Origin of the sequence: Aneurinibacillus sp. Ricciae_BoGa-3 (assembly GCF_028421645.1) — a bacterium.
GTDB lineage: Bacteria > Bacillota > Bacilli > Aneurinibacillales > Aneurinibacillaceae > Aneurinibacillus_B.
This window is the reverse complement of record NZ_CP116887.1, coordinates 3364537-3389434: the sequence shown is the minus strand read 5'-3', so window position 1 is coordinate 3389434 and position 24898 is coordinate 3364537. Positions and strand designations below refer to the sequence as shown.

General features: G+C 46.4%; 25 protein-coding genes. 21 read left to right on the top strand and 4 right to left on the bottom strand.

Annotated elements, in window-relative coordinates:
- Positions 1-135: 135 nt before the first annotated feature.
- Positions 136-759 (bottom strand): YktB family protein, encoded by a 624-nt coding sequence (locus PP175_RS17110; protein ID WP_272439521.1) that lies wholly within the window; start codon positions 757-759, stop codon positions 136-138.
- Between the two features lie 148 nt (positions 760-907).
- On the opposite strand from PP175_RS17110, the gene PP175_RS17105 reads away from it, so the two are divergent.
- From PP175_RS17105 to PP175_RS17070, 8 genes are all read left to right on the top strand, one after another.
- Positions 908-1507, top strand: a complete 600-nt coding sequence (locus PP175_RS17105; RefSeq protein ID WP_272439520.1) for a hypothetical protein — start codon at positions 908-910, stop codon at positions 1505-1507.
- A gap of 109 nt (positions 1508-1616) precedes the next feature.
- Positions 1617-3125 (top strand): leucyl aminopeptidase, encoded by a 1509-nt coding sequence (locus PP175_RS17100; RefSeq protein WP_272439519.1) that lies wholly within the window; start codon positions 1617-1619, stop codon positions 3123-3125.
- Between the two features lies 1 nt (position 3126).
- Complete coding sequence (locus PP175_RS17095; protein ID WP_272439518.1) at positions 3127-4026, top strand: NAD(P)-dependent oxidoreductase; 900 nt, start codon at positions 3127-3129, stop codon at positions 4024-4026.
- Positions 4027-4133: 107 nt separating this feature from the next.
- Positions 4134-4640 carry a DUF4446 family protein gene (locus PP175_RS17090; RefSeq protein ID WP_272439517.1) on the top strand — a complete coding sequence of 169 codons (507 nt, stop codon included), beginning with the start codon at positions 4134-4136 and terminating at the stop codon, positions 4638-4640.
- A gap of 175 nt (positions 4641-4815) precedes the next feature.
- Positions 4816-5217, top strand: coding sequence for an adenosylmethionine decarboxylase (gene speD, locus PP175_RS17085; protein ID WP_272439516.1), 402 nt, complete (start codon positions 4816-4818; stop codon positions 5215-5217).
- Between the two features lie 234 nt (positions 5218-5451).
- Entirely contained in the window at positions 5452-5724 is a 273-nt protein-coding gene (locus tag PP175_RS17080) for a hypothetical protein (RefSeq protein ID WP_272439515.1), read from the top strand.
- A gap of 5 nt (positions 5725-5729) precedes the next feature.
- Positions 5730-7865 carry a sigma-54-dependent Fis family transcriptional regulator gene (locus tag PP175_RS17075; RefSeq protein ID WP_272439514.1) on the top strand — a complete coding sequence of 712 codons (2136 nt, stop codon included), beginning with the start codon at positions 5730-5732 and terminating at the stop codon, positions 7863-7865.
- 362 nt (positions 7866-8227) lie between these two features.
- Positions 8228-8680 carry a pyridoxamine 5'-phosphate oxidase family protein gene (locus PP175_RS17070; RefSeq protein WP_272439513.1) on the top strand — a complete coding sequence of 151 codons (453 nt, stop codon included), beginning with the start codon at positions 8228-8230 and terminating at the stop codon, positions 8678-8680.
- A 27-nt stretch (positions 8681-8707) separates the two neighbouring features.
- Here PP175_RS17070 and PP175_RS17065 read toward each other — a convergent pair whose 3' ends face one another.
- Positions 8708-9220 (bottom strand): YhcN/YlaJ family sporulation lipoprotein, encoded by a 513-nt coding sequence (locus PP175_RS17065; protein ID WP_272439512.1) that lies wholly within the window; start codon positions 9218-9220, stop codon positions 8708-8710.
- 169 nt (positions 9221-9389) lie between these two features.
- Between PP175_RS17065 and PP175_RS17060 the strand changes: the two genes are divergently transcribed.
- From PP175_RS17060 to PP175_RS17045, 4 genes are all read left to right on the top strand, one after another.
- Entirely contained in the window at positions 9390-10724 is a 1335-nt protein-coding gene (locus PP175_RS17060) for a PhoH family protein (RefSeq protein ID WP_272439511.1), read from the top strand.
- Between the two features lie 136 nt (positions 10725-10860).
- Entirely contained in the window at positions 10861-11499 is a 639-nt protein-coding gene (locus PP175_RS17055) for an MBL fold metallo-hydrolase (RefSeq protein ID WP_272443302.1), read from the top strand.
- Positions 11500-11611: 112 nt separating this feature from the next.
- Positions 11612-13207 (top strand): sensor domain-containing diguanylate cyclase, encoded by a 1596-nt coding sequence (locus PP175_RS17050; protein ID WP_272439510.1) that lies wholly within the window; start codon positions 11612-11614, stop codon positions 13205-13207.
- Between the two features lie 331 nt (positions 13208-13538).
- Positions 13539-14663, top strand: coding sequence for a class I SAM-dependent methyltransferase (locus PP175_RS17045; RefSeq protein ID WP_272439509.1), 1125 nt, complete (start codon positions 13539-13541; stop codon positions 14661-14663).
- Between the two features lie 541 nt (positions 14664-15204).
- On the opposite strand, the gene PP175_RS17040 is transcribed toward PP175_RS17045, so the two are convergent.
- Positions 15205-15915: a helix-turn-helix transcriptional regulator gene (locus PP175_RS17040; protein ID WP_272439508.1), complete on the bottom strand. Its 711-nt coding sequence runs from the start codon at positions 15913-15915 to the stop codon at positions 15205-15207.
- A gap of 273 nt (positions 15916-16188) precedes the next feature.
- On the opposite strand from PP175_RS17040, the gene PP175_RS17035 reads away from it, so the two are divergent.
- Positions 16189-16545 (top strand): Spx/MgsR family RNA polymerase-binding regulatory protein, encoded by a 357-nt coding sequence (locus tag PP175_RS17035; RefSeq protein WP_272439507.1) that lies wholly within the window; start codon positions 16189-16191, stop codon positions 16543-16545.
- A 45-nt stretch (positions 16546-16590) separates the two neighbouring features.
- On the opposite strand, the gene PP175_RS17030 is transcribed toward PP175_RS17035, so the two are convergent.
- On the bottom strand, positions 16591-17262 hold the full coding sequence (locus tag PP175_RS17030) for a hypothetical protein (RefSeq protein WP_272439506.1): 672 nt from the start codon (positions 17260-17262) through the stop codon (positions 16591-16593).
- 144 nt (positions 17263-17406) lie between these two features.
- Between PP175_RS17030 and PP175_RS17025 the strand changes: the two genes are divergently transcribed.
- The 8 genes from PP175_RS17025 (at position 17407) to PP175_RS16990 (ending at position 24845) form a co-directional block, all read left to right on the top strand.
- Complete coding sequence (locus PP175_RS17025; RefSeq protein ID WP_272439505.1) at positions 17407-18306, top strand: 5'-3' exonuclease; 900 nt, start codon at positions 17407-17409, stop codon at positions 18304-18306.
- Between the two features lie 76 nt (positions 18307-18382).
- Positions 18383-19144, top strand: coding sequence for an enoyl-CoA hydratase/isomerase family protein (locus PP175_RS17020; protein ID WP_272439504.1), 762 nt, complete (start codon positions 18383-18385; stop codon positions 19142-19144).
- Between the two features lie 137 nt (positions 19145-19281).
- Entirely contained in the window at positions 19282-19962 is a 681-nt protein-coding gene (locus PP175_RS17015; protein ID WP_272439503.1) for an RsfA family transcriptional regulator, read from the top strand.
- A 155-nt stretch (positions 19963-20117) separates the two neighbouring features.
- Positions 20118-21464 (top strand): acetyl-CoA carboxylase biotin carboxylase subunit, encoded by a 1347-nt coding sequence (locus PP175_RS17010; protein WP_272443301.1) that lies wholly within the window; start codon positions 20118-20120, stop codon positions 21462-21464.
- Between the two features lie 29 nt (positions 21465-21493).
- Positions 21494-21706 carry an acetyl-CoA carboxylase biotin carboxyl carrier protein subunit gene (locus PP175_RS17005; RefSeq protein WP_272439502.1) on the top strand — a complete coding sequence of 71 codons (213 nt, stop codon included), beginning with the start codon at positions 21494-21496 and terminating at the stop codon, positions 21704-21706.
- A gap of 18 nt (positions 21707-21724) precedes the next feature.
- On the top strand, positions 21725-22645 hold the full coding sequence (locus PP175_RS17000) for a hydroxymethylglutaryl-CoA lyase (RefSeq protein ID WP_272439501.1): 921 nt from the start codon (positions 21725-21727) through the stop codon (positions 22643-22645).
- The gene (locus tag PP175_RS16995) at positions 22632-24182 is read left to right on the top strand and encodes an acyl-CoA carboxylase subunit beta (protein ID WP_272439500.1); all 1551 of its coding nucleotides are present in this window, start codon (positions 22632-22634) and stop codon (positions 24180-24182) included. The genes PP175_RS17000 and PP175_RS16995 overlap by 14 nt, the downstream gene beginning before the upstream one ends.
- A 105-nt stretch (positions 24183-24287) precedes the next feature.
- Positions 24288-24845, top strand: coding sequence for a TetR/AcrR family transcriptional regulator (locus PP175_RS16990; protein WP_272439499.1), 558 nt, complete (start codon positions 24288-24290; stop codon positions 24843-24845).
- Positions 24846-24898 lie beyond the last annotated feature (53 nt).

Sequence of the window (24898 nt, the reverse complement as noted above, 5' to 3'; positions counted from 1 at the left end):
AGACCGGCAACTTGTCTCCATCATTGAGATACCCAGATGTTTTGCCGGTCCGCCTATCGTGACAGAAAGCGGCCGAAAAACTTCTGCGGGGGGAAAGAACAGAGCGGCATGTCCGCGGTGTTTATTCTTATTCGTTTACCGGGCCAGCTTGTATAATGGAAGCACAGCCGCAAATGTTTTATCAATGGTGTCAAGCAGAAGCTCGCCATCTTTCACGGCTCTGTCGTTTCTATCAAGTGTAAGCCCGCATAAAATTTCTGCTTTCTTAATATGCTTTAAACGATCAATCATTTCCTGCATTTTGGCATCGCTCATGTCCTTTTGGGAAAATACGTCCGGTTTTGTGTGATCATATGACCAGACAAACTGCTGCGGTACATCTTCCTTAAGCCTGTTCCAGTGTATGGCTAAATTTCCAGCAAAATGCTGCTTTGCCGGTGATTCATAAATAATGGCAAACCAAATGAAAAGGTGGGTTTCCCAGAGGCCTACTTGGAAATGCGGGAGCATTTTGTATCCCCGCTTGCTGCCAGCCCAAGCTACCCATGTGTCTTGCGGTGGATGAACCGTTCTGCGGGCATGCTTGGCCACATGATAAAACATTTCGTCACCTGTCTCGGCTGAAAGAATTGGCGCAAAGTGAGCACCAATCGCTTCAAGTTTAGGCCGTACAGTGGATTTTAGCGCCTCCATTCTGGCTTCCAATCCGGGTACAGTAAATACATTGAAATCTTCTTCGGTAAAGCCTGTAAATGTCATCTGACTGTCTCCTAGCACTGTGTATTGTTTTTTTTCTATTATAACGTAGTTGCGGCAATCGCCAACAAACTCCACTTGATTTTAAACGGCATTTCCACTACAATGATGTTTACAAAATATTTATAATATTTAAAATGGAGGGGAGAACATGCATGCATACGACCAGATTGAGTACAGCAACGTGGCACTTTGGTTTAACAAGGGACAAATTCAGGAATTAGTCGCTATCATTGTTGAACAAGGAATGCATGTCGCATGGAAAGAGACGCCCCGATACTTCACCCTTTCAGTTCAAACGGATGGAGACAAACATAGTCTCACTTTTAAAAGAAAAGGTAAACGTTACCAGCTGCGCGACCGTTATTATAAGATAAAAGACCAACGATTTGAGAGGATTTTACAACACTTTATTGAGCAGGCTAAAGGCCATGCGGTTATTAAGTTTTTTACGGGAGACCAGCTGGTTGTCCAGAAAATCCGCTACGGAGAAGCGTTTCAGATTATGAAAATCTCAGGAGACAAGCGTGAGGTCGTTTTTGAAAAAGAATGCTTTGTCACCATGGACGATGTGATGATCGCTTTTAAGAGAAGAGATGCTGAGGAAAGAATTCCAGTGATGCGCATGGAGATCGATTATGAACTGGCAGTCTTACAGCAGGCTCTGAATAAGGGTGACACAGAAAGTGTAGAGCGCAGCCAAGAACGGCTTTGCGAGCTGCGGCACGAAATGCTTCTGCTCGAGATATAGGCAGGAGAATCGAGTAAGAAGAGCGAAATAGTAGCATACTTCGATAGGAGTATGCTATTTCTGCGTGTCCGCAATTGTACTCCTGCGGGAAGATTAACGGAGGTGCAGCATGAACATTAAAATTTCCACAGAAGATATCTCTGCCATAGCAACGGACTGTTTAATCGTCACGTACTGCGAAGATCAAGACAGTGTAAAAGGGAATACAAAAAAAGTAGATGAGGCACTGCAACACCGTATTTCCCAGCTTATTGCTGAAAAAGAGATTACAGGAAAATTTGGGGAAATCACGCTTCTGCATAATTGGGGAAGAATCCCTGCGAGGCGAACTATCGTGCTGGGACTAGGCAAAGAATCCGAACTTACAGTAGAGAAAGTGCGGGATGCGATTGGAGAAGCGGCGCGTTTAGCCCGGAAACGAAACTTTAAAACCATCACATTTGGCGTTGCCAGTTATTATGTTGAGAGAAAATTATGGAACTCTGTTGATATCGTACAAGGCGTAGCGGAAGGCGTACAGCTGGGTACTTATACATTTATAGGCTACAAAACAAAGCAGGAAAGCAATGCCGAAATTCAGGACTTTGTGCTTGTTGTCGATGAAGCGATGGTAAAAGATGCTATCGAAGCGGGTCTTGAACGTGCAGGGGTCGCTTCTCATGCAACAAACCTCGCCCGCAGCCTCGTGAATGAGCCAAGCAATAAACTTACCCCTGCCATTTTGGCGGAACGGGCAAAAGAGGTGGCGCGCAGGCGTAACCTTGATGTAACGGTTATCGGGCAGGTTGAACTGGAAGAAATGGGCATGGGAGCCCTGCTCGGCGTCGGTCAGGCAAGCGATAAGGAAACCATGATGATTGTTTTAAAATATTTAGGCGCACCGGACAGCAAAGACATTCTGGGATACATAGGAAAAGGCATTACATTTGATACAGGCGGTATTCAGGTTAAACCCGACGAGGGAATGGGCGAGATGAAGACGGATATGGGAGGCGCTGCTGCCGTAATTGGCGCAATGGATGGAATTGGTGCCCTGCAGCCGCACGTGAATGTTATCGCCGTTATTCCCACATGTGAGAATATGATTTCAGGCAACTGCTTAAAGCCAGCTGACGTCATTACTTCATTCTCCGGCAAGACAATTGAAATCGTCCATACCGATGCCGAAGGCCGCTTAATTCTTGCTGATGGCGTGTCTTATGCAAAACACCTTGGCGCTACGAAATTAGTTGACGTGGCAACGCTTACGGGTTCTGTTATTTCAGCGCTTGGCCATGCGGCGACAGGCCTGATTGCCAATAATGACGAATGGGCTGCTGAAGTAAAAGCAGCTGCGCGCCTTGCAGGGGAGAAAGTATGGCAGCTGCCAAATTTCGAGGAGTACCACGAATACATTGAAAGTGAAATCGCAGACATCAAAAATGATGCGGGGCGGCCTGCCGGCTGCATCCAGGGAGGCATATTTATTGGAGAGTTTGCGGAAGACACACCTTGGGTTCACCTGGATATCGCTGGCACCGCGACGACGAAGAAAGATAAAGGGCATAACCCTGTTGGTGCAACGGGAGTAGCTGTACGTACGTTAATACAACTCGCCATTCGATTTGGAGGGAAATAAGATGAGCAGAATGAAAGTTGGTTTCATTGGCCTCGGGACAATGGGCCTTCCTATGACAATGAACCTGCTAAAAAGCGGGTTTGAGGTTCATGTGGTTAGCAGGAGCAGGGGACCGATCGAAAAGGCAGTGGCCGCAGGTGCCATAGAAGCGTCAGATGCTGCTGATCTGGCCTCTAAGGTACAAATACTGCTCACCTGCTTGCCGATGCCTCATACTGTGGAAGATATATACCTTGGAAGCCATGGTGTTCTCAGCGGCTCACGTGAAGGGCTGATTATTGCGGATCATAGCACCGTAAGCCCCCAGTTAAACCAACAAATCTATAACGCTGCTAAAGAGAAGGGCGTCCATTTTCTTGATGCCCCCATTAGCGGGGGGCCAATGGGCGCGGAAGCAGGATCACTTACCATTATGTGCGGGGGAGACGAAAGACCATACCAGACCGCACTTCCCGTTTTTGAAGCCATGGGCCGAAAAATCGTGCTCGTGGGCCCGGTGGGGAGCGGCAGCGTTGTGAAACTTATCAACAATATGCTCTTTGGCATTAACGTCGCCGCAGTGTCTGAAGTGATGGTGCTTGCTGAAAAAGCGGGCATACCACAGGATACACTGCACGAAATTATTAAAGTCAGCACCGGACATAGCCTGGGATATGATCGGATATACCCGTTAATCACGGCAAGGAATTTTGCCCCGCTGTTTAGTGTCGACCTGTTGTATAAGGATATGAAGATTGCGGTAAATCTTGCTCAGCAGTTGGAAACGCCACTAGGAGTTGGACGGACGGCAACCGAAATGGTAGGAGCTGCGCAGGCGCAAGGATATGGAAGTGAAGACGTGGCAGCAACTATTCGCGCGATTGAAGACCGGACAGGGATTGCAATCACAACAAAACAATAATCCGGAACGTAACACAACACACCCAATATTTTATATGGAAATACGGCGCCGCTAGTTATAAAATATATACGTTGTGAGTTTTTGCACGCGAAAGGGATGGTATTGTAGTGGAAGCGTGGTTGACGACAGGAACATTGGCAGGCATTTGCGGCGTGCTTATCCTTTTGTTTCTTGTCATCCTTATCTGGAATCTTATTCTCTCAATTAAGTTTAACGGCCTTAAGAAAAGATTCAAACGGCTCTCCTACGGCACTTCGAAGGAAAATCTTGAGCAAATCCTTGAGAAGCTTTTTGACCGGATGGATCGTTTAACCGAATCACACGCCTATATTGATGAGGAAATGAAGCGGCTTCGCTCCTCCATCGTCACCCGGAAAGGCCATTTTGGCATGGTCAGGTTCCAGGCGTTCCAGAATGAGGGCAGTGATTTAAGCTTCTCGCTCGCGCTTCTAGATGATGAGAAAAACGGAGTTGTCGTTACGAGCATATATGGGCGAAGCGAGTCGCGCACCTATGCTAAACCGATTCAGAACGGCACCTCACCCTATCATCTATCAGATGAAGAGAAAGAAGCCATGAATGTGGCAATAAAATCAGCCGGAATTGGAAATTAAAAAAGTCTTGCAAGTTAAATGAATTCATGGTATTTTTATTTTCGTTAGGAAAAATTTGATTAGGAACCAGGATTCACTTAAAGGGTGGGATTTTTTTTACTCACTTGCCCCCGTGGTGAATGACGTAGGTCCTAGCGATGTTAACACACTCATCCTAGGAAGGGGGAACCGGGAGATGGAATATTCTACTTTCGGTAGACATGTAGCGATTGATGTTTGGGGCGTTGATTTTGAGAAGCTGAACAACTCGGAATTCTTAGAGCACCATATGGTGGAAGCGGCTGAAGCATGCGGTGCTACGGTTTTATCCGTACAGGCCAAACAGTTTGAACCGCAGGGAGCAACTGTCCTGGTTATGCTTTCTGAGAGCCATATTTCCATTCATACGTACCCTGAGAAAGGGTTCGCTGCCCTGGATTGCTACACGTGCGGTGATACGGTGGATCCACAGGTTGCTATCGATTACTTGGTATCCATTCTCGAGCCGAAAGAATTTCATGCGAAGAAACTTATTCGCGGAATTGGCGAGATGGAAGTTGTTACACCTGAAGTCAAAAAAGCAGTTATTCAAGCGTAAATTACCAAGAGAGGCGGATCTTCCTGCCTCTCTTTTTTGATTCTATAGGAAAGTGTATTTTGCTTTAACGTGTTGGAGTGCGTTGAGCGATTTTTAAATGGGACCTGCGGTGGCATGGCCCGGAATGTTTTCTCATTGTTCGGTTAAGTTTTCTAATAGTTCTGATTAGCGTTGTCAGCTTAAGCGGGGTAGTATAAGATGAGCATAACGTACATATAACGCGGAGGGATAAGTATGGCAATTGAAAATGCTTTGTTGAACTATTTGCAGATTAAAGTGGTAGCGGACGCCCGCCCTGACGATCAACCAGCCCAAAATACAGCGGATTTTTTTTATCGGATTCTTGTGGACGATCATAAACTTGAAAAGCTGGAATACTCGCATGATGCGGTGATGTACCACGTGACGTACACGGTTGAAGGGGAGCGGCACACACAAGTGTTTGACAGACTTGCTGTAGAGCAGATGCTCTCTTCTATCGAAGCTGAACCGCGATATGGCAGGTAATCACCATGTGGGTCCGGGATTATATGACAGCTGATCCTCTCGTTCTCTATAAGCATAATACGATCCGGGAGGCAGCATCTATTTTGCTTGAAAATCGGATTGACGGAATACCTGTCGTGGATCATAAACACCAGCTTGTTGGCCTCATCACCAAGTCCCATGTGTTTCGCGCATTAAAAAATTATCTGCCGGAAGAAACCGCTGTAGAGAACCTGATGCAGGTCAAGCTTGTCACCTTGTATGATGACCAGCAAATATACGAAGGCTGGAAGGAAGAACTCGATGCCGGCCGGCTGCCTGTCATTAATAGAAACGGCCAGCTGGTTGGCATTCTCACGCGAACGGATATTTTACGTGCTTTCGAGCATCAGACCAGGAAAACGATTTCACAACTGGATGCGGTGCTTCAGTCGACCTATCATGGAATTATTGCTGTGGATCTCAAGGGAAGGCTTCTTTCTATCAATCAGGCTGCAGAACGGCTGCTTGGTATTGACCAAAGGGAAGCCGTTCGCACACCCCTCCATGGCTTCGTTAAAGACCATGAGCTGCTTTCCTTGCTACTGTCGCTTGACGAAAAACAAATGGTCAGGGTTAATTACGGGGATCGAAAGCTTCTTATCAACCACAAGCCGATCGTTACCGATGAAGGCAAGAAAATCGGAATGGCAAGCGTTATGCAAGATATAACCGAACTTGAAGGCATTTCACAGGAATTGACGGCCGTCCAAAAGTTAAATAGAGAGCTGGATACGATTATTGAATCCTCGCACGATGGGATAGTGGTGACGGATAATAAAGGGATTATCCGTCACTTTAACCAGGCTTTCAGCCGGATGACCGGTGTGCCAGCTTCAGAAGCGATTGGGTTACAGGAGGCGGATCTACAACGCCGTGGGATCATCTCAAAAGCCGTTAGCAACATGGTTCTGCATGAACAAAAGCGGGTAAGTGTCATCCAGCACCTTGCGAACGGCAGCGTATTACTTTCAACTGGGACACCTATACTGGATGTTGATACCGGTGAAATCACGCAAATTGTCATGAACTGCCGGGACCTCAGCGAGTTGAACAAGATGAAGACGGAGTTAGATGAAGCAAAGGAGCTGTCCGAGCGTTACCAGATGGAACTGGAATGGCTGCGCGCACAACATACGGGCGTAGACGGCATCATCGCGGAGAGCAAGGAGATGCGCAACCTTGTGGATTTGTGCGTCAGAATTGCACAGGTAGATACATCCGTACTGATCCTCGGTGAGTCAGGTGTGGGTAAAGGGGTATTAGCTAAACTCATGCACCAGCATGGTTCAAGGGCCAAAGGTCCGTTCATTTCGATTAACTGCGGAGCAATCCCAGCAAATCTTCTGGAGTCCGAACTATTTGGTTATGCCCCGGGTGCGTTTACAGGTGCACTCCAGAAGGGTAAATATGGATTGATTGAGCTTGCTGATCAAGGAACGCTTTTCCTCGATGAAATTGGGGATCTCCCCCTGAATTTGCAAGTGAAATTCTTAACTGTCTTGCAGGAAAAAAGAGTGATGAGGATTGGCGATGTGCAGGAAAGAGAAGTGAACTTCAGACTGGTTGCGGCAACAAACGCTAACTTGATGGAGAAAGTTAAGCTCGGAGAGTTCCGGGAGGATTTGTATTACCGCATCAATGTTGTGCCGCTGGAGGTGCCTCCGCTCCGCAGCCGGAAAGAGGACCTGTTTCCCATGATTCAATATTTTCTGGAGAAGTTTAACGAAAAACATAAACTAAAGAAAAAGATGTCCTACGAGGCACTGGAGAAAATGCAGGAGTATGCGTGGCCTGGTAACGTTCGGGAACTGGAAAATGTAATTGAAAGGCTTCTCGTCACCACTTCTGGCTCGACCATTGATACCTTTCACCTGCCCAGGATGTTTTTTGAGGGGCAAAAAGAAGGACAGCCCGAACCTGTTAAGGTGAATCGTACATCGCAGACCGCATTTGGCCATCATGCATCTGTTATGCCGGAATCTGTCGATGATGAAAGATTGAAACTCATTTCCCTTTACAATACCTATAAAAGTACCCGGAAGGTAGCAAAAGTGCTCGGGGTACATCAATCGACGGTTGTACGAAGGATGAAGAAACTAGGCATTCTACGCGGCATGTGAAAAACGATGCGTGCGATGCGAATTTGATGCGTATTCGATGCGGTGATGCAGAAAGCCGCATCGCTTTTTTTACATGACTGGCTGTATAGTTAGGTATTTTATTGGCATCAAATTTGCTTGTATAAGGGTATAGAGGGTTTTGGAACTGCCGCATCGTGCAGATACAGAAGATAAGCAAGAATAAAATACCGTTAACAGAGAGTTTGTAAAATGGAATGAGTGGAGACTGACCTAAAATGAACGGATTTTATGTGCGGTAGTTCTTAACCTAAAAAGTAAGAAAATAAACCAGATTAATAGTTGAGGGCAAGGGCGGCCCATTGTACAATAGAGTTATCTCAGCCGATAGGGGAGGTTTGCTTGTGGCAGAAGTAATAGCACAATCTCTTAATCCTGAATTGCTTTCTTATTTGCAAACGGAACGATTTGTTATGTTGACTACAATGACACCGTTTGGCACGCCCTATGTAAGTGCGGTTTCCTGGGTTTATGCCCCGGATTTATCAACCGTTCTCATTGCTGCAGAGACTCAGTCGCATATAGTTGCAAATGTCCAGCAGAATTCGTACGTGATTATGACGGTATTCGGTGTTGGGTCTGTCTTTGCGATTGTAGGTGAAGCTTTTATTAAGAAGGAGCGGATGGAGAATGTTCCGCTCAAATTATCTTTGCTTGAACTTCGAATTAAAGAAGTTCGTGATGTCATGTTTTATGGATCAAGGCTTTCCTATGCCCCACAGTATGAAAAAACATATAATGTAAAAGCTGCCGAAAAACTGGACCGCCAGGTGATGGAAGCGTTAAAAAATGCCTAGTCATGCGACCAAGGCATTTTTTTCACGCTATTTTTTTGTAGCCGGTGTTTGCTTCGTGCGCGTATCTTTGGGAGCCTGGGGAATAATACGGCCGACTATATCAGCAAGTTCGTTAGCAAAAGCAGCGACCGGCCGGCCCCGCATAACTTCCTGATTCATTTCCCGTATGCGGTTCACAATATCGACATCCGCTGTAACCAGTGCGTGGGCTCCCTGCGGGTCATGCCGGAGTGCTTCGGCGACGGAGTACTTTAACGTTCCGACTCTTGCTCTGTCAAAGTTGCCTGGAACATTGATGCCGACAATCGCTGTTTTGCCATAAACGATTGCAGTGGCGCGGCTTACATTAGGAACCTTTGATGCGATATTGACTAAACGCTTTGCCGTTGTCTGTGGATCCTGGGGCTTAGGCAGCTGTGGATTGGTCTGCTGGACCCGCTGCGTTCGTGCTGTATTGGGCTCGTTAGGAGCGGCAGACCGGCCCGCTGGGTTGCAGGCAGTCACAGATAATACAAGCAGCAAAATTAAAAATCCTTTCATTGAATCTCCGACCTTTCTGCTTGAGCGCGATTTTCTAATATTTTGCCTGAACTTGCTCCACATCATACTGATTTTCTTTCTTCATACATTCTTTTTTGTGACATACACTATCAACAAAACGAACTGCACCATACATTAATAGTAAGATACGTCCCTGGGAGGCGAGACATTGAAAAAAATCTATGTCTTAGACACGAATGTATTACTGCAGGATCCGCTGGCCATTTATTCATTTCAGGATAACGAAGTTGTGATTCCTGCAGTAGTACTTGAAGAAGTGGATTCCAAAAAAAGATTTATGGACGAAATCGGTAGAAATGCCCGCCATGTAGCGCGCATCATGGATGGATTGAGGGAAAAAGGGCATCTCCACCTAGGTGTACCGCTGGACCAGGGGGGAGAAATCCGCGTCGAATTAAACCACCGATCGTTTGTCCAAATGCAGGATTTATTCCTCGATATGACAAATGACAATCGTATTCTGGCTGTTTCTCTCAACCTCCAACACGATGAACAGCAAAAAGAGCATCCGCGCGCCGTGATCCTCGTGAGCAAGGATGCGTTGATGCGTGTCAAGGCAGATGCGCTGGGTTTGCAAGCACAGGACTTCCTGTCAGACAGGGTTGTCCATGAATTTTCAAACCTCTATAAAGGATTCACTACATTAATGGTACCGGTTTCGATTATTCACGAGTTTTATGGAAGAAACGAGCTGGTACTGGCTCAGCATCTTAAAGGGCATACATTCTACCCGAATGAATTTTTAATTTTAAAGGATGAACTTGGCAGCTCCTCCTCTGCAATTGGACAGGTAAGCGGCGACGGCAAATACCTGTCACCTCTAAGATTCGGGGATGAGATGGTGTGGGGAGTCAAACCTAGGAATGCGCAGCAGAAAATGGCCCTTGAGCTTCTCATGAATAAAAACATCCCGCTGGTCACGCTAACGGGAAAAGCCGGAACAGGGAAGACGCTTATTTCTCTTGCTGCAGGGCTGATGCAGACGGAGGATGAACATGTGTATAAAAAACTGCTTGTCGCCCGCCCTGTCGTTCCGCTAGGAAAGGATATCGGTTATTTGCCGGGAGAAAAAGAAGAAAAATTACGCCCCTGGATGCAGCCTATTTATGATAATTTGGAATACCTCTTTAATACGAAAAAATCAGGTGATCTGGATAAAATATTGGCCGGCCTGGGAAGCATTCAGGTAGAAGCCCTCACCTATATACGGGGCAGAAGCATCCCTGAGCAATTTATCATCATTGATGAAGCTCAGAACCTGACAAAGCATGAGGCCAAAACGATTCTGACAAGGGTGGGGGAGAATAGCAAAATTGTGCTGATGGGCGACCCGCAGCAGATTGACCATCCATATCTGGATGAAGTGAACAACGGCCTCACCTATGTAGTTGAAATGTTTAAAGAACAAAAAATTTCCGGCCATGTCAATCTGGAGAAAGGTGAGCGATCCTCTCTCGCCCAGATGGCAGCCGATTTATTATAATAAGGCAAAAGAAAATCCTTCAGGTTAGCTTAGAAACTAAGCAGCGGAGGGTTTTCTTTTTTCTGCAATATCATGGTAAAATAGTAAAAAAAGTTTTTTTCCAGTATCCTGGAAATACAAGACAAGGGGGCATCTGATCGTGCAAATCTATACTTATTCGTTGGGACCTCTGCAGACAAATTGCTATATCATTGCAAATGAGGAATCAAAGGAGGCCCTAATTGTAGACGCCGGAATGAATCCGGACGAGTTGATTTATCAGGCCGAGGAATATACCGTGGCGGCTATACTCATGACACATGCACACTTCGATCATATGGGTGGTTTAGACAAAATAAGGAAAAAGGTAAAAGCTCCTGTTTATATTCACAAGAGTGAGCAGGAGTGGCTCAGCAATGCTGACCTGAACGGATCTTCCAGATGGCCAATGGTAGGCGGGGCCATGCTTGCGGATCCGGCAGAGCATGAGGTTGCAGACGGAGAGATACTGGAGCTGGCCGGTTTCTGCATTCGTGCTCTTGAAACTCCGGGACATACGCCAGGCGGGCTCTCGTTCTTAATAGACAATCATTTATTTAGCGGGGACACGCTGTTTGCCCGTTCAATTGGCCGTACGGACCTGCCGGGTGGCAATTACGACCAGCTTATGGATAGCATACATGATAAGTTAATGGAATTGCCAGACGAAACGGTTGTTCACCCGGGGCATGGCCCAGCAACGACTATCGGCGATGAAAAAACATCGAATCCATTCATATCAGGAATCATGCGATAGCAAGGTATTTGGAGACAATTCCAAGCCTTCTGACTCTAAATTAGATCTAACAATCTGTTTGGTAAAAGTGTATCATTATAGGTAAGTTTGATTGAGGGAGTGGGTGGAGTGGATGCTGACGAATACCAAAGAAAATCTCTCTTTCCCTACGCCGAACGATAACAGCGGCCCTGTCGAATGCGTAGCAAGCCAGTCTGAGAGTAACCGCCAGTATACGCATCAGATTCACCTGCTCAAGGTGGCTAATGAGTTAAGCGACTCAATTGCCGAAATGACGGAATTAGAACCCGCATTGAAGCTTGTGGCCTATGCAATAAAAAGTGAGGTAGGCTTTGGAACCTGTGTTTCGTTGATAGAAGAAATGGAGGGAAACCTGCAGGTATGGGTTGATTCTGATCGTAAAGAAAGTCGCTATTGTTACGTGCTCCCTGACAATGCAATTGAGCGTACTGTGTTAGATACGGGGCGCGGAATAGCAGTCAATCCTTTAGAGTTGCCTTTGAACGTATCATTGCTTCCGCTGCAGAATTACCCTCTGCTTATTATAATTCCCATTAACCATAACCACAAAGAGCTTGGCATTCTGTATGCCTTTTCACAACAACAGACTTCGCTGCCTTCTTATATTTTTGAGTTTTTAGAACAAATTGCAAGGCGCATAGGCATAGCTACGGCTAATTGGTACGGCTTGCAGGAATCCCGTTACAAAACGAAAAAGCTGAAAGTTTTACATACAATCATGTCTGAAGCTGTCAATCGTGATAATGACATCAATCGGGTAATTCAAATAGCGGCAGAGGAAATTGCGCAAAGCATGGATGTCTCCCGCGTGATAATGGGTCTGTTGAATGAAGAGCGGCAGATGATTGAAATTGTATCAGCAACAGCAGAATATCCAAACAATTGGGCCGAATCGCTGGATTGCAGATTTCCTGGTGGAGACACCCGCCATATGGAAGCTTTTTTCACCGGTAAACCCGTTGTGGTCAGGGATGGCATGCGCGATAGCAGGTGTTCCCATTTTGCTAAGGAAATGGGTTTGTACAGCAGTATAACGGTTCCGATTATGTACAAAGGAAAACGGATTGGTATTATTTACGCAGATAATTCGGATTATCGTACATACCCGGATATGCAGGTTGAATTTTTAAATGTGGTCGCTAACCAACTTGGTCTTGCGGTGACGAACAACCGGCAATTTGAACATATTAAAATGCTTGCGGTCACCGATGGTCTCACCGGGCTTCACACCCGCCAATATTTTAATGAGCGCTACATGGATGAATACCGGCTGTCAGCCCGGCACAATTTTTCACTCTGCCTGATTATGATCGATGTGGATGACTTTAAAAAAATTAATGATACGTACGGCCATATCGCGGGGGACAATGTACTGGTTAGCGTAGCGCGGATGATTAAGAAGCAGGTGCGTATAAGTGACGTTGTGGCTCGTTACGGAGGGGAAGAAATTATCATTCTGCTTCCTCAGACGGGGCTTGCTCAGGGAAAAGTAATTGCGGAACGAATAAGAAAGGGCTTCCATAAATTACCCTACAGTTTCTCCATTACTGCAAGCATAGGAGTCGCGGCGCTGCCTGAGCAATCAGTGGAACCGGAAGAACTGCTCATGCTTGCTGATGATGCGATGTATCGTGCCAAGAATGAGGGAAAAGATCAGATTCGCATTGGCTTAAAAAAAATAAAGTAAAGGCGAGGCGTTTGGTACACCTTTACTTTATTTTTTAGTTGGATGGATAGGAAAGTGTTTGTTTGTGTATCAACATAAGCTTAGGCCAAGGCTGTCCGATTCGCCTGCAGCCTGGCTACCGTGAATCTTCTAAAAAAAGAGTAGCGCCGTTCTCGGGGGGGAGAACGGCGCTGGGGGAGGTTAGAAATTCAGAAATTAAGAACAAAATGGGTTAGGGAATAATCCCTGACCTAATCAATATGGGATGGTTTAGTAATATAATAAAATAGTTTTTAAACTATGTCAATAGTGTAAATGATTTTTTACGAACAAGGCTGTGGAGCGGATGCATATGGGTAGGAGCGCATTAGAAGAAGAAATCGTACGGGCTATCGCGAGTTCGCCTGAAGGTTATATTACGTTTCGTGATTTTATGGCGAAAGCCTTATACGATAAGGATGGATATTACCAGAAAGAACAGCCAAAAGTGGGGAAACAGGGCGATTTCTACACCAGCTCCTCTGTTCACCCGATATTTGGTGCTATGCTTGCACAAACGTTAGGCCGGATGGTAGACAGTATGGCTGGAGAAGAGCCGCGTCGTATTGTCGAAATGGGGGGAGGAACCGGGCGCTTGACCCAGCACATTCTGCAGGCGTTTATAAGCGAGGGCAGGGATTTAAGCGGCGTGGAATACTTCATGATTGAAGCAAGTGATTATCATAGGAGAATTCAGCAGAAGAATCTGGCTGCGTTTTCGGATGCGGTGGAGATTCACTGGTTTTCAAGCCTTGCGGAAGTTAAGCAGCGTATTCCTCAACTCACAGGTGTGTTGTTTTCCAATGAACTTCCGGATTCTTTTCCCGTGCATCTTGTACAACGAAACAAAGGGAGCTGGCATGAGATCGGTGTATCGTATCAGGATGGGAGCTTTATCGAAAGGTTAGTGCCTGTTAGCAGTCCGCTACTATTGGAGTATTGCCAGCATGAAAAAATTCCGCTTGCTGACGGTTACCGGGCAGAAGTTAATCTGGAAAGTATCAAGTGGATGCGCGAAGCGGCAGAATGGATTTCCGATGGCTTTTGCATGACGATTGATTATGGTTACACAAGGGATATCCTTTATGACCCTTCCAGGCGCGAGGGCACCCTCCTGTGCTACAGGGATCACAAAATCAGCAGCAATCCTTATGAATTCGTTGGGGAGAAGGATATAACATCCCATGTTAATTTTTCTGCGCTTATGGATGCGGGTGAGCGTTCAGGCTTGGCTACGTTATACTATGCTACGCAAAGGGAATTTTTGCTTAAAGAAGGTATCCTTAATCGGCTGCAGGAACATCAGGGCGGGGACCCGTTCCGCAATGAAGCTGCGAGGCTTAATCGTGCGATTCTTCAGCTTATATCCCCGGGGGGGATGGGCGACACATTCAGGGTTCTCATTCAGGGCAAAAATGTTTCAAGCAGTACAATATAAAAGAAAGTATATTTCGCTTTAATGTGTTAAAGTTATTTTGTGCTGGGGACCGATAGGTCCTTTTGTCTTTATTGATATGGGGGTTATGTGCTTCGGAGTATTGAAGTGTCTTGAGCGATTTTTTAAAGGGACCTCCGGTCCCAAACACCCAAGGAAAACATCGTGAGGTCGCATGTCCGCACCTTTCTTTCCCCCAGGCCGAAAGGTGTTTCGATTTTACCTTTCGGCATAAGTGCAACTTAGGTTGCTGCCTGCGCTATAGCTTGGCCGCAACCTAGTTTTCTAATGGAGCGTGTGGAACAGAGGGCGAAAAAGACCGGCAACTGTCTCCATCACCCCGATACCCAGATGTTGCACCTAAACGGTATAAAGGAATCTAAGGCCATCGCCTGCGCTTACGCTTGCCGCTAGCCAAGATTCCCTAATGCCGGTCCGCCCGTCGTTCCATAGAGCGGCCTAAAAACTTCTATGAGGGGAAAGGAGAGAGCGGCATGGCCCGCGATGTTTTTCTTAATAACCGCATTCATTATAATGACTATCCTTATTCGTTACCAAGACGAAGCATGGTGTAATCGCAGGAGCGGGAACCCCCAAGCATGGAATTCTCCTCAAGGAATTGGATATCTTCGTCAAAATACGTTTCGAATATTCCGCGAAGGAGAGCATGGTGCATTTGGCAGACACTTTCCGGATTCCTGCTGGCAGTTTCTTTAAATGTGCAGTTAAAGACCCGGAACCGAATTGTTTTATCATCAATCATTTCAATTTCAGGATTTAAACCCTGGGCCAATACGAGACGCTGGATAGATTCAATTTTATCTTCTACCGTCATCTGGGAGAGGGGGGTTCTTTCCTTTCCGATGGCGTGTTTAGCTGCTTCATTTCCAAATCTTCTACCCATTTGGTTCAGCCCTTTTTGCCCTGCTTCACCCAGTGATAGAAGCGTATCTATTGCAATGTCAGCGAGAAGTTGGTAATCCCTTGGGGGGAACTGCAGATTCACAACCTGCTCAGACAATGTATACAATCGGGAGGGTCTTCCGCCTTTCCCCGTTTTTTCAGATGCAGACACAAGGAGGTTAACATCTTCCAATTTGGTTAAATGGAGCCGGGCTACGTTTGGATGGATGTCAAACTGCTCTGCAACTTCCTGGACGGTTACCGAGCGGTGATTGCTAACAATATATTGATAGATTGAGAAACGAGTCGGGTCTGCAAGTACGCTCGTTAACTTCAATGTCTCATTTTCCATATAGATTATACCCCCCTATATTCTAATATCTGGTGTTAATTATAGTACAAATGGGGTAAAGGGTAAATGAAACTTTTGATCAATTGGTACAATACTCCACGGGAATTCACACCTTTGTTAACAATTTCTTTCCAAAAGAGACAAAGAAACTTTTGTAAACACTATTGACATAGAATTAACTATAATAATATACTAAAGTCAAAGATAGTGAGGACAACCATAAACGGCTTCCTTTAGATAGATAATTGAACAAGATTCGAGGAGATGACCGGGATGAATTCTCATCTTACATTCTATACGTATCCTAGCTGTACTTCATGTCGTAAAGCGAAAGCTTTCTTGAAAGAGAACGGAATTGACTATGAAGAACGCCATCTTTTTAAAAATCCCCCGTCGGTAGACGAGTTGCTGGATATTGTGAAGATGACACACAACGGGATGGACGATATTTTATCCACGCGCAGCCGTAAATTCAAAGAGCTCGATAAAGACATCGAAGATATGACAGTTTCCGAGCTGCTTGAGATGATTAGCGAGGAGCCCCGCTTGCTCCGCCGTCCGATAATCACGGATGGTGAAAAGTTAATCATCGGCTATAATCATTCAGCAATGAAAGACCTTCTTGCATAAAAACATAGGCAGAAAAACCGGTGGCTAACCCACCGGTTTTTCTTTTTATTCTCCTGTTCGTTTACGCTTCAAGCCTGCTTTTCCAGCCTGGATACTGCTGTTGATGTCGCTTTCAATATCTTGCTTAACCTGCTCAGCGTTCGTGCCGGACGAACCTGGCTGCGCCAGGGAGCCGGGATCCGCGTAAGAAGCAGCCTGCGAAGACAGGCCGGCCTGGGCACTGCTGCCGATGTCGTTTGCGACATCCTGTCTTACCTGCTGGGCCTCTGTACGGGCAAATCCAGGCTGATTCAATGATTGAGAATTGGCAAAAGAGCCTGTCTGCTGCGGAAAACCAGCCTGTTGTGAAAAACCAGTCTGCTGTGATAAACTGGATTGCTGGGAGAATCCAGGCTGTTGGGACAAAGCAGTCTGCTGAGGATATCCCGCCTGCAAACCACGATTGCTTTCATTTGCAAGTTCCTGGCGAACCTGCTGCACATTTGTGCCTGCAAAACCAGATTGAAGCATCGATTGGGGAGTTGTGAATGAACCAGCCTGTTGAGTGAATGCTGGCTGCGAACCGCGGCTGCTTGCGTTTGGATTTGCGATGCCCTGCGAACCCTGCTCTGGATTAGTGCCAGCTAACCCGGCTTGATAAAGCTCCTGCGCTGTCTGTTGGATTTGCTGTAGCGATTGCTGTGCCTGCTGTACGGCTTGAAAAATTCTATGGTGCATTCCAATTCCTCCATCTTTTGTTAATCATCATATAGATTTATCATTTTCATTCTGCTTCTTTTTATGTATGGGCTATAAAAAAAACAGGCCGATTTTACTGAAAGTTTCACGGAACTTCGGTCATTAAGGATGGGGAGATTACGATTGCCAGAGGCTAACACAGTATTGCTTGTTGATGGGATGTCATTGTTATTTCGCGCTTATTATGCAACCTCATATAGCGGATACATCATGAAAACGAGTACAGGAATACCAACGAATGCTATTTACGGCTTTGTTAAATATTTCTGGGATGCGGTTCAAACATTAAAACCGACCCATGTGGTTTGCTGCTGGGATATGGGGAGTAAAACATTTCGCAATGATTTATACCAATCCTACAAAGGCAACCGTTCAGAGCCGCCAGATGAATTGCTCCCCCAGTTTGATTTGGTTAAAGAAGTAGTAAGCAGTTTCGGCGTGCCCAATATTGGTTTAAAAGGGTATGAAGCGGACGATTGTATTGGAACGCTATCCCGCCATTATTGCGGTGAATCGCATGTCAGGATTTTAACGAGCGATCGGGATAGCTTGCAGTTAGTTACTGACCGCGTGCACTCGGTCATCATGAAAAAAGGGTTATCTAACTACGTTGTTTATACGCCTGAACTATTATTTGAAGAAATGGGAATTACGCCAGAACAGTTTATAGATTTGAAAGGGCTCATGGGCGACCCGAGTGATTATTACCCTGGGGTGAGAGGAATTGGGGAGAAGACAGCTTTAAAATTATTGAAAGAACACCAATCAATCGAAGGCATTCTGGAGAATATTGCGTTACTGCCTAACGGGATTCAAAAGAAGATCGAAGAGGATATTCAGATGCTGCACCTTTCAAGACAATTGGCGAGAATTAAGACCGATGTTCCGATTGTTTGTTCCCTTAACGATTGCGGCTGGAAAGTCGATTATGACAGAGTAAAAGAACAATTTGAACGTTTTGAATTCAAAGGCCTTATGAAGCTACTAGCTGCTCAGGCCCCTAAAACCGCGACTCTCTTATAAGCTTTTAAATCCAAACCCGAATGTAGTACTATATAAATAAAATGTACGAGAGTTAGGTTTGAAGGGAGAGAAGAACATGGACAATGTGCTGTTGAATATCAATGAAGGCGTTGCGCTTGTGACGCTTAATCGTCCGCAAGTGCGAAATGCCATCAGTTTTGAGCTGGTAGATGAACTTGATGAATGTCTGGACCGGCTGGCGGCGGATTCACAGGTGAAGGTTGTAATTTTTACCGGTGCGGGGGACAAAGCGTTTGTTTCCGGTGGAGACCTTGCACAATTCGGTTCAGTACGTACCAAGGATAAGTCTTACCCGATGCTTATGAACGTGTCACGGCTGCTAAGTAAAATCGATCGCTTTACGAAGCCCACTATTGCGATGATAAATGGCGCAGCTATTGGAGGCGGGTGTGAGTTTGCTGCTGCCTGCCGGTTTCGTATGGCTAGTGAAACGGCTAAACTTGGTTTTGTACAAATTGGGATGCACATTATTACCGGATGGGGAAGCGGCACAAGGCTTATGGAGAAAATAGGCACAAACCAGGCTTTGCAGCTTCTCCTGACAGGTGAAATCATTGATGCGCGCCAGGGGTTAGATATAGGATTCATTGATAGGGTGCATAAAGCAGAGGAACTGAAAGAATCTGTCTTTGCATTTGCAGCAAAAATAGCCAGACAGCCGCTTCCAGCTATTCTTGCGTACATGAAACTGGCTAAAATGGTTGACTCCAATCTGCCTCAGGAAGTGTGCATCGAAGAAGAAATTGATCAGTGCTCGGATTTGTGGGGTTCTGACGCCCATTACGGGGCCATACAGAAATTCTTGCAAAAAAAATAGAAAAACTTCTATCACCTCCGTTTAAACCGCTATACGGCTGGCTATACTATTTTACTAGAAAATCATTCTATGAAAACAGCCTTGCGCATATCATGGAATAACAGTTAAAAGTACCGTTAAACGGAGGGATTAGAAGTATGACAGCGACGCGACAGGATGCATGGACACCTGATGACGATTTGCTGCTCGCGGAAGTCACTTTGCGCCGCATTCGTGATGGCAGCACGCAGCTGGCCGCTTTCGAAGAAGTAGGGCAAAAGCTTGGGAGAACGGCTGCAGCCTGCGGTTTCCGCTGGAACAGCTGGGTTCGTAAAAAATACGAAACGGCCATTCAAATAGCTAAGGCCCAGCGCCAGCAGCGGAAAAAAACAACGGTAATAGAAGATATTGATAGCGCTAACACTATTAATGAGGATGTACGGGATATTGAAGAGGTGCAGCCGATTGAAACGCCCGCGGCTAAGTCCGTATATTATCCGCCTGCACGAAGTACAGAGCTGGAAGAAGATATTTCCTTTGAAACGGTAATCCGTTTTCTCCGCAGTCAGAAAGAGGTTCATAAACGGACCCGGCAGCTTGAAAAGGAGATTTTAGATAAAACGAAGGAATTAGAACAGCTCCGGGAAGAGAACGCGAGAATGCGGATGGAACTCACTGAGATTCAAAGCGATTATCAGATTGTCAACAACGACTACAAGGCACTTATTCAAATTATGGATAGGGCTCGTAAAATGGCGTTTCTCGTAGACGAGGAAGAGATGAATGGAAAACCTCGCTTTAAAATGGACGCCAACGGGAATCTGGAGCGGGTTGAGTAACTGTTAAGCCCCGGCTTATTAGCCGTCGGGCTTTTTTTGCTTGAACGAGACCGTTTCAGGAAGAATTTTTTGAATTAAACAGGAATTTATAATTATCTTGTAGAAGCATAGATTATAGAAATAAGGCTTCTTCGAAAAGGAGGTTTTAAATGGCTATTAAAAAGGTGCTGATCGCCAACCGGGGAGAGATTGCGCGGCGTGTCATTCGCACGTGCCGGCAGAAAGGGATTCGAACGGTCGCGGTTTATTCTGAAGCTGACGCCTGTATGCCTTTTGTCCGTGAAGCCGATGAAGCTGTCCTGATTGGCCCCCCGCCGGTGCCGCAGAGCTATCTTAATATGGAGGCTATTCTAACCGCTGCAAAGGAAAAGAGTGCCGATGCCATTCACCCGGGCTATGGGTTATTATCGGAAAATGCAGCCTTTGCCACACGTTGCCGAGAAGAGGGGATGATTTTCATAGGCCCAGAAGCGTCAGTCCTGGAAGAGATGGGCGATAAAATCAAAGCGCGAAAAAGAATGATTGCAGCCGGCGTTCAGGTCGTCCCTGGTTACGATGGCAGCATTCTTACTGCTGATCAGGCATCCGCAATTGCAGCTGAAATTGGCTATCCCGTTATGCTTAAGGCAAGCGCAGGGGGCGGGGGGATCGGCATGCAGATCTGCAGAGACAATGCGGAATTAATGAAAGCGTTTGCGTCAACCAAAGGCAGAGCAAAGGCCTACTTTGGAAATGATGATATGTTTATCGAGAAATACATTGAAAATCCCCACCATATTGAGGTTCAGGTCATGGGGGACGCACACGGGAACATTGTACATTTATTTGAGCGGGAATGCTCTGTACAGCGTCGCCACCAGAAAGTAATCGAAGAAAGCCCCTCTCCTTTCCTGGACGAGGAAACACGCCGCTCCATTTGTGAGACAGCTGTCCGGGCGGCTGAAGCTGTAGGTTACACGGGAGCAGGAACTGTAGAATTTATTATGAATGAGGATAAAGCGTTTTATTTTCTGGAGATGAACACCCGCCTGCAGGTCGAGCATCCAGTGACAGAGGGTATTACGGGGCTTGATCTTGTATCGCTGCAGCTCACCATTGCGGAAGGAATACCGCTCCCTTTCACGCAGGAAGATATTGCGGTGCGTGGCCACGCCATTGAGCTGCGGATTTATGCGGAAGACCCGCTGACGTTTAGGCCTTCACCAGGCAGAATTACGGAATACACAGTACCGCGTGGAGAAGGTGTTCGCATTGATGATGCCATTTCTGGAGAGGCGGTCATAACACCATTCTATGATCCGATGATTGGAAAGCTCATCACAACTGGAGCCACCCGTCAGGAAGCGATTGATAGGGCGGTGGCAGCGGTTAGTTCGTACCGTATTACGGGCATCAAAACCAATCTCCCTTTTCTGGCGGAAATACTAGCCTATGATAATTTTAAAAGGGGGCACTATACGACCCGGGTTATCGATGAAGTAAGAAGAACCAATAAACCATAAAATCCAATCAGCGATCGGAGGGTAAAACAATGAAAGAAGTAGCAGCAACTATGGCCGGCACAGTTATTCAGGTGTTAGTTAATGAAGGCGATGAAGTGCAGGTGGGGCAGGATGTTGTCATGCTTGAATCCATGAAGATGGAAGTCCCTGTAGCTGCAGAAAGTGCTGGAAAAGTGACGAAGATTAAAGTGGGTCCAGGGGATTTTGTCAATGAAGGGGATGCATTGCTCGAACTTGAATAGAGGGGGGAGAGACTGCCATTGTCTGATAACCATATAACCATTTTCGAAGTGGGTCCTCGCGATGGGCTTCAAAATGAAAAAGAAATGATCCAGACGGAAGTTAAAATCGAACTGATTGAGCGATTGGTCAGGGCTGGCGTTAAGAAGATTGAAGCCACATCCTTTGTGAACCCGAAGTGGATTCCGCAGCTGTCTGATTCAAAAGAAGTTGCCACGAAAATAAGGCGCGAGGAAGGTGTGGTCTACAGCGCACTTGTGCCCAATGTTCGCGGCCTTGAACGTGCACGCGAGGCTGGTATTCAAGAAATCGCGATTTTTATGTCTTCTAGTGAGTCCCACAACAAAAACAATATTAATAAATCGATCGACGAGACATTCCCGGTTCTGCGCGAAGTGGCTGAAGTGGCACATGCAAAAGGGATGCGGGTTAGAGGGTATGTATCTACTGCATTTGGCTGCCCATTCGAGGGCGAAGTTCCGCTTGCCTCGGTGGTTAAAGTTACAGAACAGCTGCTAAATATGGGCGTTTACGAAGTTTCCATCGGCGATACCATCGGGGTGGGAAATCCGCGGGAGGTAAAGCAAAGCTTCAGCTCACTGATCAGCCTATTTGGCAGCGATAAGCTGGCCGGTCATTTTCATGATACAAAGGGAATGGGGCTGGCCAACGTTTATGCTGCCCTCGAAGCAGGTATTCGGACATTTGACAGCTCGATAGCCGGGCTTGGCGGCTGTCCGTATGCACCGGGCGCTTCGGGCAACATTTCCACGGAGGATTTGGTGAATATGCTGCATCAAATGGGCCTGCATACAGGAATTGAGCTGGAAAAACTGGCAGCGGCCGGGAAATTTATGGAACGGGTGTTGGGCCGTAAGCTCCAATCTAAAGTGTTGGCTGCAATGAAATCAGCAGGAGGGATAAAAAATGAGCACACCTAATGTTAAACCTGCACTTGAGAAGGAACTGGGGGATCGCGTGGCCAAAGTGTACGAAGGCGGGGCTGCGAAGTATCATGCGAAGAATCAAGAGATGAAGAAACTGTTTGTGCGTGACAGGCTTAAGCTGTTATTCGATGATGAGTTTCAGCTAGAAGATGGGTTGTTCGCCAATTTTATGGCGGGTGATCTTCCGGCAGATGGCGTGGTGACAGCCATTGGCAAGGTAAATGGCCAGACGGTGTGCGTCATGGCGAACGATTCCACTGTAAAAGCAGGATCGTGGGGATCGCGCACGGTTGAGAAAATCATCCGTATCCAGGAGAAAGCTGAAAAAATGCAGGTTCCCATGATTTATCTGGTTGATTCAGCGGGAGCGCGCATCACGGACCAGATTGAGATGTTTCCGGGCAGGCGGGGAGCGGGCAGAATTTTTTACAATCAAGTGAAATTATCGGGGATGATTCCGCAGGTATGCGTGTTGTTTGGCCCGTCCGCAGCAGGTGGTGCGTATATTCCGGCATTTTGTGATGTAGTCATTATGGTTGAAGGAAATGCCAGCATGTACCTTGGTTCTCCGCGTATGGCGGAAATGGTAATTGGTGAGAAAGTGACACTTGAAGAAATGGGCGGAGCGCGTATGCACTGTTCGGTAAGCGGGTGCGGAGATGTACTGGCAGCGACGGAACAAGAAGCTATTGATTCCGCTCGAAGGTATCTTTCTTATTTTCCCGCGAATTACCAGAAAAAGCCTCCGACCGCTCAACAAAAGGCACCAAAAGAAAGCCGGACTATCGAAGAAATTGTGCCAACAAACCAAAATGCTCCGTTTAATATGTATGAATTAATCGATGCGGTGATCGACGAAGATTCTTTTTATGAAATGAAAAAACTGTTTGCTGGTGAACTGATAACTGGATTTGCGCGCCTGGACGGAAAACCGGTAGGGCTTATCGCAAACCAGCCGAGGGTCAAAGGCGGTGTGCTGTTTGTTGATTCTGCGGATAAGGCCGCACGCTTTATCAATCTGTGCGATGCTTACAGCATTCCCGTTGTTTTTCTGGCGGATGTGCCGGGTTTTATGATTGGCACGAAAGTCGAACGGGCAGGCATTATCCGCCACGGTGCAAAAATGATTTCAGCCATGTCCCAGGCGACGGTTCCGAAAATATCTATCATTGTCCGCAAAGCGTATGGAGCGGGGCTGTATGCGATGGCCGGTCCCGCGTTTGAACCGGACTGCTGCCTGGCTCTGCCTACCGCACAGATTGCTGTTATGGGTCCTGAAGCTGCTGTAAATGCTGTGTACAGCAATAAAATTAATGCCATTGAAGACCCGAAAGAACGCCACGCTTTCGTCATGGAGAAGCGCAGGGAGTACCAGGAAGATATTGATATTTACCGTCTGGCATCTGAACTGATTATCGACGGTATCATTAAAGGAAGCGCCCTTCGCCAGGAATTAATTGGCCGCCTTGCTGTATATGCGGATAAACAGATGATATTCAGCCACCGCAAACATCCGGTGTATCCCGTATAAGAAAACATCACGGGCCATGCCACTCCCCCTTACTGTACGTTTCCCGATCTCTGCTGATTGTGCTATCATCAGAGTATCGAAATAGAATAAGGGGTATAAATAGATATGGTTCAGTCCTTTCAGCAGCGGATTTTAGCTGCCGCCAATAAAATATTCATAGATAAAGGGTACCGGGATGCAGATATGCGTTCCATAGCAAAGGAAGCAGGGATTGCTGTCGGCACCATCTACAATTACTATCCGACTAAGGCCGCGCTTTATCAAGATATACTCAGCCAGCAATGGCAGGAATTGGACCGGGCCATTGCGCAATTAACGGAAGAAAACAGGCCTCCAAAGGAAAAGATAGGCCGGATAACCGATAGGCTTTTTGAATTTGTTGCACAGCACATGAGCATGTGGCATGAAATTGTGGAAGATCCGAATCGAAGCTCCATTCTTCGTGATGAAGGGCAGAAGGCGCAGGCGCTTGCTCATGACCAGTTGAAAAGGCATCTGCGCAGGGTGTTTGAAGAACTGGGTACAGCCAGCGATGTCACGGAACGCCATGTGTTAACCTACATTGCAGCTGTAACCCGTATTGGCATGTGGTTTCCGGCAGAGAAAGCTAAAAATGAACAGTACGTAATGAGCCTAATTAACAATATGTTGCGGACCTCATAGACAGGAAACGGCAGTTAAGCTGTTTCCTTTTTCTTTCGTTTACGGCTATACTA

Coding starts and splice junctions, on each gene's coding strand:
- PP175_RS17110 (WP_272439521.1), bottom strand. CDS start 759: ATGACATTTACAGGCTTTACCGAAGAAGATTTCAATGTATTTACTGTA.
- PP175_RS17105 (WP_272439520.1), top strand. CDS start 908: ATGCATGCATACGACCAGATTGAGTACAGCAACGTGGCACTTTGGTTT.
- PP175_RS17100 (WP_272439519.1), top strand. CDS start 1,617: ATGAACATTAAAATTTCCACAGAAGATATCTCTGCCATAGCAACGGAC.
- PP175_RS17095 (WP_272439518.1), top strand. CDS start 3,127: ATGAGCAGAATGAAAGTTGGTTTCATTGGCCTCGGGACAATGGGCCTT.
- speD (WP_272439516.1), top strand. CDS start 4,816: ATGGAATATTCTACTTTCGGTAGACATGTAGCGATTGATGTTTGGGGC.
- PP175_RS17080 (WP_272439515.1), top strand. CDS start 5,452: ATGGCAATTGAAAATGCTTTGTTGAACTATTTGCAGATTAAAGTGGTA.
- PP175_RS17075 (WP_272439514.1), top strand. CDS start 5,730: ATGTGGGTCCGGGATTATATGACAGCTGATCCTCTCGTTCTCTATAAG.
- PP175_RS17065 (WP_272439512.1), bottom strand. CDS start 9,220: ATGAAAGGATTTTTAATTTTGCTGCTTGTATTATCTGTGACTGCCTGC.
- PP175_RS17050 (WP_272439510.1), top strand. CDS start 11,612: ATGCTGACGAATACCAAAGAAAATCTCTCTTTCCCTACGCCGAACGAT.
- PP175_RS17045 (WP_272439509.1), top strand. CDS start 13,539: ATGGGTAGGAGCGCATTAGAAGAAGAAATCGTACGGGCTATCGCGAGT.
- PP175_RS17040 (WP_272439508.1), bottom strand. CDS start 15,915: ATGGAAAATGAGACATTGAAGTTAACGAGCGTACTTGCAGACCCGACT.
- PP175_RS17035 (WP_272439507.1), top strand. CDS start 16,189: ATGAATTCTCATCTTACATTCTATACGTATCCTAGCTGTACTTCATGT.
- PP175_RS17030 (WP_272439506.1), bottom strand. CDS start 17,262: ATGCACCATAGAATTTTTCAAGCCGTACAGCAGGCACAGCAATCGCTA.
- PP175_RS17020 (WP_272439504.1), top strand. CDS start 18,383: ATGGACAATGTGCTGTTGAATATCAATGAAGGCGTTGCGCTTGTGACG.
- PP175_RS17015 (WP_272439503.1), top strand. CDS start 19,282: ATGACAGCGACGCGACAGGATGCATGGACACCTGATGACGATTTGCTG.
- PP175_RS17005 (WP_272439502.1), top strand. CDS start 21,494: ATGAAAGAAGTAGCAGCAACTATGGCCGGCACAGTTATTCAGGTGTTA.
- PP175_RS16995 (WP_272439500.1), top strand. CDS start 22,632: ATGAGCACACCTAATGTTAAACCTGCACTTGAGAAGGAACTGGGGGAT.
- PP175_RS16990 (WP_272439499.1), top strand. CDS start 24,288: ATGGTTCAGTCCTTTCAGCAGCGGATTTTAGCTGCCGCCAATAAAATA.